This is a genomic window from Streptococcus sp. HMSC034B05 (genome assembly GCF_001809055.1).
Classification (GTDB): domain Bacteria; phylum Bacillota; class Bacilli; order Lactobacillales; family Streptococcaceae; genus Streptococcus; species Streptococcus constellatus.
The window spans coordinates 1-14738 of sequence record NZ_KV795621.1 but is presented as its reverse complement, the minus strand read 5'-3'; the positions used below and the strand labels follow the sequence as shown (position 1 = coordinate 14738).

Sequence of the window (14738 nt, the reverse complement as noted above, 5' to 3'; positions counted from 1 at the left end):
ACAGGTTTTAAAAGATTTATTGATAAAATTTATTACAACCTCTGCCATTATTATTATAGAATGTACAATTCTGAAAAGGTCGAAATGTACTGTAATAAACTATCTGATAATCAAATCAAAAATTTCACAGATTATAAAATGAAGTTAATGTATGAAACTTCGTGGAAACTACCCTTTAATTTAAATGATAAGTAAAGAGTTTTTGTATCATTTCATCGTAAGTATAGCCATTTATGTTGAATGTTGTAGGTACAATAGATTTTGGGTATAACCCGGGGTTAGCATTGATTTCTATTAGATAAAATTCTGCATTTTTTATTCTACCATCTATTCGTACCAATTTATTTGGAGACAAGTTACTATAAAGTTGCTTTAAGTTGATAATGTCTTTATCGCTTAAATAGCGACTTTTTTTGATTTCTATATCAACTTTTTGTTTAATTTCTAAAGTATAAGCTTGATATTTGAATTCATTAGATTCTGGAAAAATAAGTTCAACTTCTTCAAAAAATAGCTCTTCTTCATTCTCTAAAATAGTAATAGCCACCTCTCTTCCTTCAATATATTCCTCTACTAGAATACCATCAAAGTCCTTCATTAATTGTTGGAGTGTTCTGTCTGCTTGTTCTATGTTTTCAACAATAGAGTTTTGTGTGATTCCTATTGATTCTGATTCATAGTTTGGTTTTATAATAATTGGATATTCAAAATTCGTTAGAATTTCTTTAGTGTACGAATGAGCAAATAATAACAAACTTTTTGGAACTTTTATACCAAAATTTTCTGCAAATTTCTCTGTCATAAATTTATCTTGACATAAAACTTGTACATATGGATCTGGGTTAAAATATTTAATTTTATAATTTTCACAAAATGCTGGGACGTTCATGTTTCTAATTCGACTTTTATAGCCAAAATCAAAATTTAACACAAAATCATCTAGGTGAGCGAAAACACTTTCTTTGAAATTCTCAAAATTATCGTAAAATATTATTTCATCAATAAATTTAGAAAAACTTTCCTGGAGAATATCTTTCAATTCATTACGAGTATATTCTCTATTTTCGCTAATCTTTGTTTGAATTGATGGATCTGGGTTGGCATTTAAAATGACTACTAATCTCATAAAATCTCCTACCGATAACTATTTATTATCACTAGTATATCATAAATTATAATGATTCTTACGATATTTTTGTGATAACTTTTCCAAGGCAATCTTGTTATGATGTTGCTATCTTGTGAAAAAAGGAGAAAGCCATGTTAAATAAAGTAAAGGCTAGATTTCTGATTGGAGTAGGAGGTTTAGTCGCAGTAAGTTTTATGGTCATGATTGGCTATACGATTGGCTCACAATCCGTTTCAAAGCAAACTGAGCATCAAATACGAGCAGAAGCAAATAAACTTGTGACAAAGGAAAAGCAGGAAGAAAAAGCAACAGTCTTATCAGATGAGTTTGTCAAAGAATTTCTCACTCAATACTACACTAAGGAAAGGCTTGGCGAGAACAACAATCGTATCAAGCCCTATATGACGGATTCTGCTTATAAGGAAGAAGTGGCTCGCCAAGAGGATTCCATCAATCAGGTCTATAAGGACTATATTTTGGATTACCGCTTTGAAACCGCTCATATCTATGTTAATACGGAAACCAATGAAGCTCTCGCAGAAGTATCCTATCAAGTGACCTATGTATCTGATTTGAGTAAGCAGCAACAACGAACTACTCAGACAGAAATTAAGACGATTAAGTTGTCCTACTCCAAGGTTTCAGACAAGCTCCTGGTTAATCATCTAACCATTTGTAATGGAAAACTAGAGAACTTAAAAGAAGCTACTGATGGGGCTAACTCTAGTATTCCAAACATTCAAGGAGATACCACACATGAGACAAACTAGCAGGAGAGATTCTTCTGCTTTTTTGATAGGGAGATGAGATGACAATAATTAAAGCAGTAAAACAAAAGTCCATTTTAGATGTGGCTGAGAGTCTGGGTTATTCCTTTAGACGTTTATCAGGACAAGTTTATGAACACTCAGAACATGATTCCTTTCGGATTTTTGCCGATACCAATACTTTCAAATGGTTTTCAAGAGATATACAAGGAGATGTGATTGACTTTGTTCAGTTAGTGGCAGATGTTTCTTTCAAGGAAGCCGTGTCCTATCTTGAAACTGGAGATTTTAAACAGGCTAAAACGATAGAAGAAACTTATCGACATTTTCGTTATTATTTGCCTGAAGAAACTTTTCAGCAAGCAAGAACTTACTTGACCCAGGTTCGTGGATTAAGTGATGATGTTATTAATGCCTTCGGTAGAAAAGGAATCTTGGCTCAAGCATGTTACCAGACAAAGACCTTTCAGGAATCTGTCCTTGTCTTTAAGAGCTACAACCACCATGGTCAGCTAGAAGGAGCAAGCCTTCAAGGTCTCGTCAAAAATGAACAAAGACATGATCGAGGATACTTGAAGAAAATCATGAAGGGGTCTCATGGTCATGTGGGTATTAGTTTTGATGTTGGCAAACCTAATCGACTCATCTTTTGTGAATCGGTTATTGATATGATGAGCTATTATCAGCTTCATCAAAAGCAGCTATCAGATGTTCGCCTGGTTTCAATGGAAGGCTTAAAACTTTCAGTAATAGCCTATCAAACACTACGATTAGCAGCCAATGAACAAGGGAAACTAGATTTTTTAGACACCGTCAAACCTAGTCGGTTAACCAACTACCTATATGCCATCAAAGATACGACACCCTATTTTAATGAACACCCTGAAAAGATAACATTGGCAGTTGATAATGATGAAGCCGGGAGAGACTTTTGTCAGAAATTGTCAGAGAAAGGTATTCCAATCGTTCAAGAATTGCCACCATTACAGGGATTTGAAACCAAGTCAGACTGGAATGATTTGGTGAAACAACAAAGGGAAATTTCTTTAGGGGAAGTTATCCAATCAGTCCAAGCACAAGTCATTAGGAATCATCCTCCACCTAAACGAGAGACTGTTTTAGAATTGTGATAGCAAAATCAAGAGTCTTGTCATAAGCTAGAGTGTGATAAGGAGGAATGTTTTATGAGTGTGATTGAACGTCTGGCTGAAAAAGTGGCTAGACAAGAAGAAAAAGTCTCGCGAGAGACGGAAAAATTGGAAAACTATCGTGACCAACTTCAAACAGTTATGTACAGTACCTTTATCAAACGGCAGCAATCTAGTCATTTATCCTTTCATGAAGGTTTAGAACAGGCCTTTGGTAAAGAAGCCCCACTCCATCCAAATGATAGAAATGAGGATACAGAATGAGTAAATCATGGAATTTTGATCAGCCACTAGACGATGCGACACCAACATCTTCAAATGAAGAGCGAGCTAAAATCGCAGCACTCTTCCATAAAAAGGATGATCAGCCAAATGAAGAAGTGGATTATGTGGCTGCTTTTGAAAAGCAAAAAAAGAATCCAGAAGCTAAAGTAGAATCAAAGACTGAAGAAAAAGATAAGCAAAGTCAGTCGCTGAAAGTAAATATCACTAGTGACTACAAACAACATTTGGCGAATACAATTGCACAAAACAACAATGACATTTCAGCTTGTCAAAAGCAAATTGAAGAACTCCATCAGCTGATTGATGAAAAGAAGATTCAAAATAAAAAGCTACAGGCTATTTCCGCAGCTATTGATGACCTATAAGCGAGAGTAGTCCAGCTGGACTGCTTTTTATAAGGAGAAAAATATGCGATTATTCAGAAAGAAAACTCATAACCAGAATAGCTTTAAACGTCTCATTCATCGCTTATCAGGGATGTCTGAAGCCGAATTATTTAAGGTAGACCAATTACTAGATGTTGTCTTTGATTCAAAAACTCAGACCACTAGAGCAGAAGAAACCATCTCAAAACCTATACCAAGGGAACTAACTTTAGATGAAACCATTACTGATGTCAAGAACAAACTGAACACCGAGCAACTGGCGAAACGGATTGAAGAATTTAAGCAGGCAAAGAAACCGAAGAACGGATAATGCACCAAAATTGGTGCATTATCCGTTCTTTGTGGTATAATAAGAGTAAATACAAGGAGGAAGCAGTAAATGATTGGAGATAATATTAAGTCCTTACGACGAACACATGATTTAACGCAGTCAGAGTTCGCTAAAATTATTGGAATTTCTCGCAATAGTCTAAGTCGATATGAAAATGGAACCAGCTCCGTTTCAACCGAACTCATTGATCGGATTTGTCAGAAATTTAATGTGTCTTATGTCGATATTGTTGGAGAAGATAAGATGATGACACCCGTAGAAGATTATCAGCTGACTATAAAAATTGAAGTTTTGAAAGAACGAGGTTCTGCCATTTTATCAAGACTGTATCGCTATCAAGATGAGCAAGGGATTGCATTTGACGATGAATCGAATCCGTGGATTCTGATGAGTGATGATGTAGCAGATTTAGTGAATACCAAGATTTATCTTGTCGATACCTTTGAAGAGTTAGAGCGTTACAATGGCTATTTAGATGGTATTGAGCGGATGTTAAACCTTGCCAATCATCAGGTGGTGGCCTAATGACATTAGCAGAATTTAGTGAGGCGGAGTTTCAAAAGGCTTTAAAGCGTAATATTCGTGCTTTAACCCGTGGAAAAACTATTTCCTCAACTCCCAAAGCAGTTCTGCTTGGTGGTCAAAGTGGAGCTGGGAAAACGACCATTCATCGAATCAAGCAAAAGGAATTTCAAGGAAACATCATCATTATTGACGGAGATAGCTTCCGTTCGCAGCATCCAAATTATCTGGCTTTGCAGGAAGAGTATGGCAAAGATAGCGTTGATTATACTAAAGATTTTGCGGGGAAGATGGTTGAACACCTCATTGATGAACTCAGTAAACAAAGCTATCATTTATTAATTGAGGGAACACTGAGAACAACAGAAGTCCCTCGAAAAACAGCTCAATTATTAACATCACGAGGCTATCAAGTATCACTTGCGCTCATCGCAACAAAGCCAGAACTGTCCTATCTTAGCACCTTGATACGCTATGAAGAACTTTGTGCCATAGATCCTAGTCAAGCCAGAGCAACACCAAAAGAACATCATGATAGGATTGTGGAACACTTGGTTGATAATCTACGAGAGTTAGAAAATGATAAACTTTTTAACCGGATTCAAATCTATCAAAGAGATAGGACTTGTATCTACGATTCTGAATCGGACAAAGGTACCGCAGCAGAAGTTCTTCAAAACTGCCTTTTCGGGGAGTGGAGCAAGGTCGAGGAAGAGATGCTGAAGGTGGGACAGGAACGGTTGAGGGAGTTTAATGATAAAATGAATATTAAATTTAATATAATGTTAGTTTAAGGAGATGAAAGTGAAAGGTTTTAATAATAAAATTAAATCTGTTTATCATGAATTAACTCATTCAAAGGAGAAATTTGGTAGTTTCCATAAAACTTTAATTCATCTGCACACCCCAGCCTCACATGATTATAAACTATTTAAAGATTGGACTGAAGAAAAATATCTAAAGGCAACCGATGAACAATTATATAATTTGTTTTTTAAAAATAAATCTGAACTTAAAAAGTATTTCGCTCTGGAACAGTTGGTAGCTAATGTAGATAAGGAAATCTATTCAGATTTTAAAGACTACATAAGCTTTTTATTTCTTGCAGAAAGTATTCTAATCAATGACTTTGAGATAGTAGTTGTTACGGATCATAATACAACTGAAGGTGTCTACAAACTTCAAAAAGCGATTTCTTTTCTCAAGGAAAATAATCAAAATTATAAGTATTACCCACATGTTTTATATGGAGTTGAGATTAGTGCTGCCGATAAATTACACATAGTAGGTATATTTGATGGTACTAAAAAGGAAATAGTTGATACTTGGCTAAAAGATAACTTACTTAGTAGAGAGGAAGGTAGCTATCAACACTCTTTGACAATAATGAAATTCTTTAATGAGAATAAAATTTTAAATTATATCGCTCATTTTAATACGTCCAATATTTTTACAAAGAAAGCACAACTATCAGGCGCTTATAAAAAATCTTTACTAACTTCTTCTCAAATAAAATTTATGGGAGTCAATAAAAAAGAAGCAATCTCAGGATTATTGGATAGACTTTCTCGAGAATATGATTGTAAACCAAATTTTATTTTAGATAATGATGCCCATGATATTGATACACTAAACAAAAATATTATGTGGTTCAAAGGTGGAAAAATATCTTTTAGGATGTTTGAGGAGGCTCTGCTAGATTATGAAGTATCTGTCAGTATAGAATCCCCTAATCCTGAGAAGGGATTATACATCAAAGGACTTTACATCGAAAAGAGGGACGAAAATAGGAGTTTCTTAATAAATAAATCGAAAGAAAAAGATTTCAGTCTTACATTCTCGCCGTCATTGAATTGCTTAATTGGAGGGAGAGGTACAGGAAAAAGTACAATCATAGATATGTTACAGTATGCATTAGCCCAAAGATGTGATAAAAAGAGTAAGTTAGAATTTATTTGTGAACATGCTAATGTCTATATTTTATATACCATGAATCAAGTTGAATATATTATTGAAGTTAGTTTGCCAGATATTAAACAAGGAAATAAAGATGATATTTTACAGTACTTTGGGCAAAATATAACAGGAAGATATGGATACCGCTATAGATACGATAGTGATAAAATACAACACTGGGCATTGGTACATTACACAAAAATATACAGGGTGTATCCTGATTTGAAATTTGAAAAAGTTGGCAATAAAGATGTGTTACTAAAAATGTTTGATAAGAAGTACTCTGTCAATGAGTTAGTCAGAACTGCTGATGGTTCAGAAATAACAACGTTTATCTCTGAGTTGATGCTAAGTAATCAACACTTGCCTACACCAGATTTCATTCAGAAAACACGAACGTTATCTGGACTTGTAAAAAAGATACCCGAACTAAGAGAATTTCGTGAAAAAAGAAAATCACTGATTCTCAATGTAATTGAATCTTTCAACTCGACTCAAGAGAATAAGTTAAGAATAGTCTGTATTCAAGATGAAAATTGGGGAGAACTTATATTTGAAGAAAGTCTATTTGGTTGGACAAATAATTTGGGAACATCTTTTAAAGGATTCAGGATTAGTAAACAAAATGTAATTGATTTTTTGGCGTACACATATGATAAATTGGGATTTGTTGATTTTATAACTTCAGTGTATAAGAGAAGTATACCTGGAAAATATTTCAGTATCTTAGAATTAGCTTCAGAAGATAATTTTTCTAAACATAGGGACATTTGGGAAGAAAAGAAAGAAGTTAACAAAGAAACAAAGAATGAATTATTATCTCAAATCTATTCTCTCATGGGAAATTATCCCATAGCGGAGTTTAAGAGAATAATACAGGATCATGTAACTAATGAAAAATTTATTTTAGAATTTAATGTTAATGCTAGAGAAACCTCACGACAATTAAAAGCTATATATAAAGATGTGAGTGTTTTAAGTTTAGGACAAAAGGTAGTGGCGATGTTGGATTTTATTTTAGCATATAGTGACTACTCAAATGATTTTAGACCTTTAATTATTGATCAGCCAGAAGATAATTTAGATAACCGTTATATCTATAGTCACTTGGTTCAACAGTTTAGAAACGTCAAGGCTCAAAGACAAATCATTTTAGCAACTCATAATGCTACAATTGTAACAAATTCTATGACTGATCAGGTTGTCGTTATGGAATCAGATGGAGTTAACGGATGGATTGATGCACAAGGATATGTTAGTGAGAAATCAATAAAAAATCATATTATCAATCAATTGGAAGGTGGAAAAAACTCTTTCAAACATAAAATGTCTATATATGAAACAGTTATCTCTGAATAATGTAAAAGTAGGTTAAATAATTTAGCCTACTTTTTGTTATGTGATAACTTTTCCAAAACATTCTTGTTATCCTTATATCATTCCTAAGAAAATCAGGTCTTGATTTTTCACTGGGGGTTTGGGGGCGAAGCCACCAAGTTATCTTATCGTCGGCTGATAAACCTGTAAGGTTTTGGTTAGCTGGCGATTAGATTTTAGGTTATTGTGGACACAATAACTGAGCTCGCAAAGACCGAACAAGAAGCGAGTGAGGTCTTTAAAAATTCTCCGTATGTATTACGGGGGCGGGTTAAACCCGAGGAATGATAAAAGTGGGGGAACTGAGATGACAGAACAATATCGAGATGTCCGAAAAGAGGTCAATCTAACTGCGGAGGAGCTGGAACAAATTGAAAAACTGATGAATCAAGCGAATTATAGACACTTTTCTCCTTTTGTAAGGGATAAATTATTGGCCTTTGATGAAGAAAAGTTAACCATAAAGGCTTGTTTTTCTCTGTGGCAATTTCAAAGGTTAGAACAAATTAGTCGTGATGTTTATGAAGTATTGGTTATAGCCAAAGTAAGTAATCAAGTGACTCAAGACCATGTTTCACTTCTTTTAAATTGTGTTCAGGAATTGATTACAGAAGTGAACAAAATTCATCAACTCAGTCCAGAGTTTCGCGACAAGTATATGGATTAGAAGATTGCTATGGAGCATCGTTATCGAACAAACTTGAAATCAGAACCATATTATTTCTCACGAACAGTTTCAAGAGTTGCGTCAAGGCATGGCAGAGCTTGTATCAGAGGTTGAGAAGGATTTTCAAATTAAGGTAGAGAAATTAAAGGCATTCTATGGTAGTCACTAAACATTTTGCAACCCATGGAGAAAAATATCGCAGACGATTGCTTAAGTATATCCTTAATCCTGACAAAACAAACAATTTAAAGTTGGTATCCGATTTTGGTATGAGCAATTACTTAGACTTTCCAACTTATGAAGAAACAGTGGAGATGTACAATACTAATTTTCTGAATAACGACACTCTCTATAATTTCCGAAATGATCGCCAAGAAAAGCACCAGCAAAAGATTTATGCTCATCATTTGATACAATCTTTTTCTCCTGATGATAACTTATCTCCAGAAGAAGTCAATCGCATAGGGTATGAAACAATTCAAGAATTAACTGGTGGACAGTTTCGATTTATTGTAGCAACTCACACGGATAAGTCGCATCTTCATAACCATATAGTGATAAATTCCATTGACATCAACTCAGACAAGAAATTTAAATGGGACTATGCCCAGGAGAGAAATTTTTGCATGATTTCTGATCGTATTTCTAAAATAGCTGGTGCAAAGATTATTGAGAACCGTTATTCGCATCGTGATTATGAGGTCTACAAAAAATCGAACCACAAGTTTGAGCTGAAACAACGTCTCTATTTTTTGATGCAGCAGTCTGACTCTTTTGAGGACTTTTTGAAAAAAGCAGATCGGCTTCATGTTAAAATAGACTTTACTAGCAAGTATAGTCGTTTTCTGATGACAGATAGAGATATGAAGCAGGTTATTCGTGGAAACAAACTTAGTAAACGGGCTTTGTATGATGAAGAGTTCTTCAGAACCTATTTTGCCAAACAAGATATTGAAAAACGATTGGAATTTTTACTAGATAAAACAAATTCTATAGAGGAATTACTTTTAAAAGCTAGAGAATTAAATCTTACTATAGATTTCAAACAGAAAAATGTGACCTTTACTCTAGAAGAAAATGGACGACGGATTAGTTTAAACCATAAAAAAATAAGTGATAAGAAACTTTATGATATTCAGTTTTTTCAAAGTTATTTTGAAGAGAAAAATATAATAACACCAGAAGAGCAGGAAAATTTACAAGAACACTATCGTAACTTTAAGGAAGAGCAGGAACAGGAAAAAGTTAGTCTTGATGATATTGAATCAGCTTATGAGGAATTTAAGAAGAATCGAGATGCTGTTCATGAATTTGAGGTAGAATTAGCAGTGAATCAAATTGAGAAGTTAGTTGACGAAGGAATCTATATCAAAGTTTCTTTTGGAATAAAACAAAACGGTATCATCTTTATTCCGAACTACCAACTGGATATGATTGAAGAGGACGATAGAACAAAATACAAAGTCTATATTCGAGAAACGACCTCTTACTTTGTCTATAATAAAGAGAGTTCGGATAAAGACCGCTATATCAAAGGATGCACTCTAATAAGACAGTTAACCCAGGATAGTCAACAACTTCCCTATAGGAGAGCGACTGTTGCTAGTATTCAACAGAAAATTTCTGAAATCAATCTCTTGATTGAGATAAATACTAGTGATAAGAATTATCATGAAATGAAGAATGAGTTTGTAACGGAAATAGCAGAGCTAGATATTAGACTAGATGAGACACAAGAAAAAATCGCCATCTTAAACAAGATGGCGGAAGTGTTTATTAATCTGAAAAGTGACAATCAGGAAAGTAGAAAGCTTGCGAAATATGATTTTGCGAAATTGAATTTATCAGAGAGTGCTACTTTGGAGAAAGTAAATCAAGATATGATAAAACTTCAAGAACAGTTCAGTCACTATTTAAATGATTACGAAGATCTTATAAGGAGACTAGAAACTTATGTGGAGATATTGAATCAGCATTTAGGGAAGCCTGAAGTGTCTGAGGAAAGGTTAGTTCTTCGAGAGGCTAAAGAGGAACTTGAATAGATTATAGTATTTAGCTAGAACATCTCTCAAAGTGAACTTTTTTGACAAGACTAAAGCACCATCGTGAGAATTGCTTATTTACTTCCAACTAAAAGTGATTATATGAAACTATTTAAATAATCATCTGTATTTATTAAATATATTGATACAAAGCCATTTTCGAGAAATCGAATTTGACTTTTTGTTTTTATTACAATTTGAGAAAATTTTGATTCAATACTTTGAAAATTCTAAAATGACATTTAAATATAAAAAAATTGAAGTAGATAATTGACAAAAAAGAAAATCCAATATATATTATACATATACCCCGTTAAGGTATCTAAATTTAAGTGGTTGATTTGCACTAGATATAGCAGTTTGCTGTTGTGTGAAGATGCAATTTTTAAGTTATAAAGGAGAACTAATGAATAAAACTGCATTGGAAAAAGTAGAGTCGGTTGTTCAATGGGTAATTGATAAGAAGATAACAGCTTATCGTATCAGTAGAGCAGAAAGAGTTAATGAAGCTTCAATAGTTGCACTTTCGAAAGGGCGATCTAAAATAAGAAATATTACATTTGAGACAGCTCTTGCTCTTATGAACTGTTATGATAAAAATTACGAAAAGTTTGACTCTTAGGATTTATTTAACATACATTTTGAAGGAAAATGTGATCGGGGAGTGATGTATGAAAATATGACAAGAAAATCAATTTGTCAGAAAAAAGAGGTAATTGGAAAAGTTTATGGGAAACTAACTGTAGAAGATGTATATTGCAGAGAAAGAACATCTTGGTGTCGTTGTTCATGTAGTTGTGGAAATAAAAAAGATATTCGCTACTATAATCTTGTTTCTGGAAGAACAAAAAGTTGTGGGTGTTTAGAATACGAAAACAGGCACAAGTGCAAGAATGTAGCAGGAAAAAGTTTTGGAGATTTGCTTGTTACAAGAAAAACAGATAATCGGAAGAATGGTTTAGTAGTTTGGGAATGTACTTGTCAAAAATGTGGAGAAATACACCTTAGGACAACTAAGGATTTGCATCATGGTTGGAAGACAACTTGTTCCAAATTTCCTAAAAAGAGAATCGGTCGTAAAACAGATTTATCGGGAAGACGTTTTGGCAGGTTAAAGGTTATAAACGACACTTTTAAAAGAGATTATAAAGGTTCTGTTATTTGGAATTGCTTATGTGATTGTGGGAATAAAAAAGAGTATTCAGAAGACTCGTTAGTTCATGGTCATTGTACTAGCTGTGGGTGTAAAAAGCGAGAAATCACTGAGAATATAAGAGACCAACTAACTTTTGTGGATCAGACTTGTATTGAGTGGTTGAAATTTAGAAAAACACGAAAAGACAACACGAGTGGTTTTCGTGGAGTGTTCCAAAAGAACAACGGGAAATATCAAGTTAGAATCGGTTTGCAACGAAAAAGTTACAATGTAGGTTCATTTGATACATTTGAACAGGCTGTGGCGGCTAGATTGGAGGTCGAAAAATTGTTGCATGGTGGTTTTATACAGGAATATGAAAAATGGCAAAAAAAAGCTATTATTGATCCTCACTATGCCGCCAAACATCCGTTTCAATTTTATGTAAAACAGATAGAGGGACAATTTTATGTTTCTTCAAGTGTAACCGAATAGAGAGGAAGTATTAAAAATTAAAGAACATCAGGGTTTAAGGCGAAGAAATTTCAAAATAATAAATTAACTGTAAATCATATCCTGCTATCAATATATAAAGAGAGGAAGAAAATAAGATATGGATTGAAAAAAACACGAAAAGTATTCTATAAGAAAGTTAAGTATTGGTGCTGTTTCTATTTTGGTAGGACAATTTTTTGTCAATCATGTTCAAGAAGTAAAAGCGGCTGAAGCGACAGCGGCTTTGGTTGATGGGCAAGCTACAGAGGCTGCTACTTCTTCGACTGTAGCTAATGCTGGAACTAATGTTGAAAATACAGGGGGAACCTCCCCTAGCGCTGTTAATTCAAGTGTAAAAGAGAATTCTACAACGCCTCCTACTGTTGAAAACCCAGCACCAACTAAGCAAGTATCACCAGAATCAGAAACAAAGAGCGATTCACAATCGGAATCTGAAGCTTCAACGTCAGAAACGACTTCTCCTATACAAAAGGAAGATACAAGCGCTTCCGTTTCAAGTTCTGCTAGAGAGAAGAATGGTGATAATGGTTCATCGAGGGTTAATGAAAATTTACAAGGGAAAGGAAGAAAGCGACGCAATGGTCAATTAGAAGCCGCCCCATCTAGCGGTGATTCTGAAAATAGATCAGAGAGAACGGTAACGTTATCTTATCGTGTCATTTATCAAGATCAGCAAACAGGAGTTGAAGTGTATGAAACGACTAAAACAGTTACTTTTACCACCAGCGAAGCCATAGGGAAAGTACAAGTCACAGAAAAAAGTTCTGAGTTGAGAAATATCTCAAAAATGAAAGACTACGCGTTTGCGAATGGCGACACTTTCAACGAGACCTTGATTGAAGGACAATTTAACGAAGTGCGCGTGCCTGTTAAGAGGAAGGTAGTAAAACGAACCAAGCGAGAACAAAACTTGCCTAATTGGACAAGAAGAAACTTTCGTTTGGTTCCCATCACAATAAATTTGGGAGAACCGGTAAATCCTTGGGATGCTATTCAAGGGGAAAGGCGTCTTGAATATGAGGATGATTATCGTTATATTCTCACTACAAGATTGACTATGGTAAATTTATATGATTCTCCGGATACATGGAAGCCAGGAACCCAAGTGCTCAGAGCAAGACTTGTTTATGATAAAAATAGTTCAGGTATAAGTCCTAAATATCCGGGTACGTCGATGTTTGAGGACGTGACGATAACACTAAATGTTCGACCTGGTAACGTAGGGTATACGGCAAAAGGGCGTGACTTGACTACCAAAGTTGGAGTTGTGCCACAAGCAAGTACAGGAATATCTAACGCATCAAGTTTACCAACAGGAACTACTTACGAATGGCTAACACAACCGGATGTCTCAAAAATAGGGAAAGGCGTCTATGGCATTCGTGTTACTTATGCGGATAAAACATTTACGGATGTGTATATCACGCTTACTGTGAAAGGTGAGGCAGAGAACTTTAGCCCAGAAGGACGTGATTTAACTACCACAGTGGGGACCCTTCCGGATCCAGCAAACGGGATTAGTAATCTAAATAGCCTGCCTGCAGATGCTGACATTACATGGTTGAGAAAACCGGATGTTAGCAATCCAGGGGTTGTTTATGGTGTGATTCGTGTGACTTATAGTGATACTAGCTATGACGACCTAAGGGTTAAGGTAAATGTCGTTGATAACCCCAAGGGCAGCGACAAGTACAAGCCAGTAGGCAAACCAGTTGATACAACGCTTGGCAAAGTCCCTGATGCTAAGAGTGGAATAGCCAATCCCCAAGATATGCCAGCTGGAACCACTTATACATGGTCTAAAGTTCCAGATGTCAAGACAGCAGGTCAAAAGGATGCGACTATTCGCGTGACCTACCCAGACAAGAGCTTCAATGACGTTCCAGTTAAGGTAAATGTGACTAATACCGGTTCAGGAACTAACACAGGTAGTGGAACGAATACAGGTAGTGGAACCAATACCGGTTCAGGAACCAACACAGGTAGCGGCAGCAACACAGGTAGTGGAACCAACACAGGTAGCGGAACTAACACCGGTTCAGGAACGAATACCGGTAGTGGAACCAATACAGGTAGCGGCACGAACACCGGTTCAGGAACTAACACCGGTTCAGGAACCAACACCGGTTCAGGAACCAACACCGGTTCAGGCAGCAACACAGGCAGTGGAACCAATACAGGTTCAGGCACGAACACCGGCTCAGGAACCAATACAGGTAGCGGCACGAACACCGGTTCAGGAACTAACACCGGTTCAGGAACCAACACCGGTTCAGGAACCAACACCGGTTCAGGCAGCAACACAGGCAGTGGAACCAATACAGGTTCAGGCACGAACACCGGCTCAGGAACCAACACAGGTAGCGGCACGAACACCGGCTCAGGAACCAACACAGGTTCAGGAACCAATACAGGTAGTGGCACGAACACCGGTTCCGGCACCAATACAGGTTCAGGAACCAATACAGGTAGCGGCA

14 protein-coding genes are annotated in these 14738 nt (G+C 35.6%); 13 read left to right on the top strand and 1 reads right to left on the bottom strand.

Annotation, left to right across the window (positions count from 1 at the left end):
• Nucleotides 1-175 precede the first annotated feature (175 nt).
• Nucleotides 176-1126, bottom strand: a complete 951-nt coding sequence (locus HMPREF2542_RS06840) for an ATP-grasp domain-containing protein (protein WP_039677842.1) — start codon at nucleotides 1124-1126, stop codon at nucleotides 176-178.
• A gap of 134 nt (nucleotides 1127-1260) precedes the next feature.
• Here HMPREF2542_RS06840 and HMPREF2542_RS06835 point away from each other — a divergent pair, with 134 nt between their 5' ends.
• The 13 genes from HMPREF2542_RS06835 to HMPREF2542_RS06775 all read left to right on the top strand — a co-directional run.
• A complete protein-coding gene (locus HMPREF2542_RS06835) occupies nucleotides 1261-1899 on the top strand; it encodes a hypothetical protein (protein ID WP_058669446.1) in 639 nt (212 codons plus the stop codon).
• 38 nt (nucleotides 1900-1937) lie between these two features.
• On the top strand, nucleotides 1938-3026 hold the full coding sequence (locus HMPREF2542_RS06830) for a DUF3991 domain-containing protein (protein ID WP_058669448.1): 1089 nt from the start codon (nucleotides 1938-1940) through the stop codon (nucleotides 3024-3026).
• A gap of 54 nt (nucleotides 3027-3080) precedes the next feature.
• The gene (locus HMPREF2542_RS06825; RefSeq protein WP_058669450.1) at nucleotides 3081-3308 is read left to right on the top strand and encodes a DUF5965 family protein; all 228 of its coding nucleotides are present in this window, start codon (nucleotides 3081-3083) and stop codon (nucleotides 3306-3308) included.
• Nucleotides 3305-3694 carry a DUF5945 family protein gene (locus HMPREF2542_RS06820; RefSeq protein ID WP_058669452.1) on the top strand — a complete coding sequence of 130 codons (390 nt, stop codon included), beginning with the start codon at nucleotides 3305-3307 and terminating at the stop codon, nucleotides 3692-3694. Before HMPREF2542_RS06825 ends, HMPREF2542_RS06820 begins: the two co-directional genes overlap by 4 nt.
• A gap of 43 nt (nucleotides 3695-3737) precedes the next feature.
• A complete protein-coding gene (locus tag HMPREF2542_RS06815) occupies nucleotides 3738-4025 on the top strand; it encodes a hypothetical protein (RefSeq protein WP_049476718.1) in 288 nt (95 codons plus the stop codon).
• A 69-nt stretch (nucleotides 4026-4094) separates the two neighbouring features.
• A complete protein-coding gene (gene pezA / locus HMPREF2542_RS06810; protein WP_058669453.1) occupies nucleotides 4095-4571 on the top strand; it encodes a type II toxin-antitoxin system antitoxin PezA in 477 nt (158 codons plus the stop codon).
• Nucleotides 4571-5362 (top strand): type II toxin-antitoxin system toxin PezT, encoded by a 792-nt coding sequence (gene pezT / locus HMPREF2542_RS06805; RefSeq protein ID WP_058669455.1) that lies wholly within the window; start codon nucleotides 4571-4573, stop codon nucleotides 5360-5362. Before pezA ends, pezT begins: the two co-directional genes overlap by 1 nt.
• A 10-nt stretch (nucleotides 5363-5372) precedes the next feature.
• A complete protein-coding gene (locus tag HMPREF2542_RS06800; protein ID WP_058669457.1) occupies nucleotides 5373-7883 on the top strand; it encodes a Spaf_1101 family AAA-like ATPase in 2511 nt (836 codons plus the stop codon).
• Between the two features lie 325 nt (nucleotides 7884-8208).
• Nucleotides 8209-8568 carry an SAG1252 family conjugative relaxosome accessory protein gene (locus tag HMPREF2542_RS06795; protein ID WP_058669459.1) on the top strand — a complete coding sequence of 120 codons (360 nt, stop codon included), beginning with the start codon at nucleotides 8209-8211 and terminating at the stop codon, nucleotides 8566-8568.
• A 155-nt stretch (nucleotides 8569-8723) separates the two neighbouring features.
• Complete coding sequence (locus HMPREF2542_RS06790; RefSeq protein WP_070484611.1) at nucleotides 8724-10610, top strand: SAG1250 family conjugative relaxase; 1887 nt, start codon at nucleotides 8724-8726, stop codon at nucleotides 10608-10610.
• A 406-nt stretch (nucleotides 10611-11016) separates the two neighbouring features.
• On the top strand, nucleotides 11017-11232 hold the full coding sequence (locus tag HMPREF2542_RS06785) for a hypothetical protein (protein ID WP_003036819.1): 216 nt from the start codon (nucleotides 11017-11019) through the stop codon (nucleotides 11230-11232).
• 57 nt (nucleotides 11233-11289) lie between these two features.
• On the top strand, nucleotides 11290-12240 hold the full coding sequence (locus HMPREF2542_RS09590; protein ID WP_261674390.1) for an AP2/ERF family transcription factor: 951 nt from the start codon (nucleotides 11290-11292) through the stop codon (nucleotides 12238-12240).
• Between the two features lie 148 nt (nucleotides 12241-12388).
• Nucleotides 12389-14738: Rib/alpha-like domain-containing protein (locus tag HMPREF2542_RS06775; protein ID WP_315940805.1), on the top strand; the 2350-nt coding region annotated here is incomplete at its 3' end.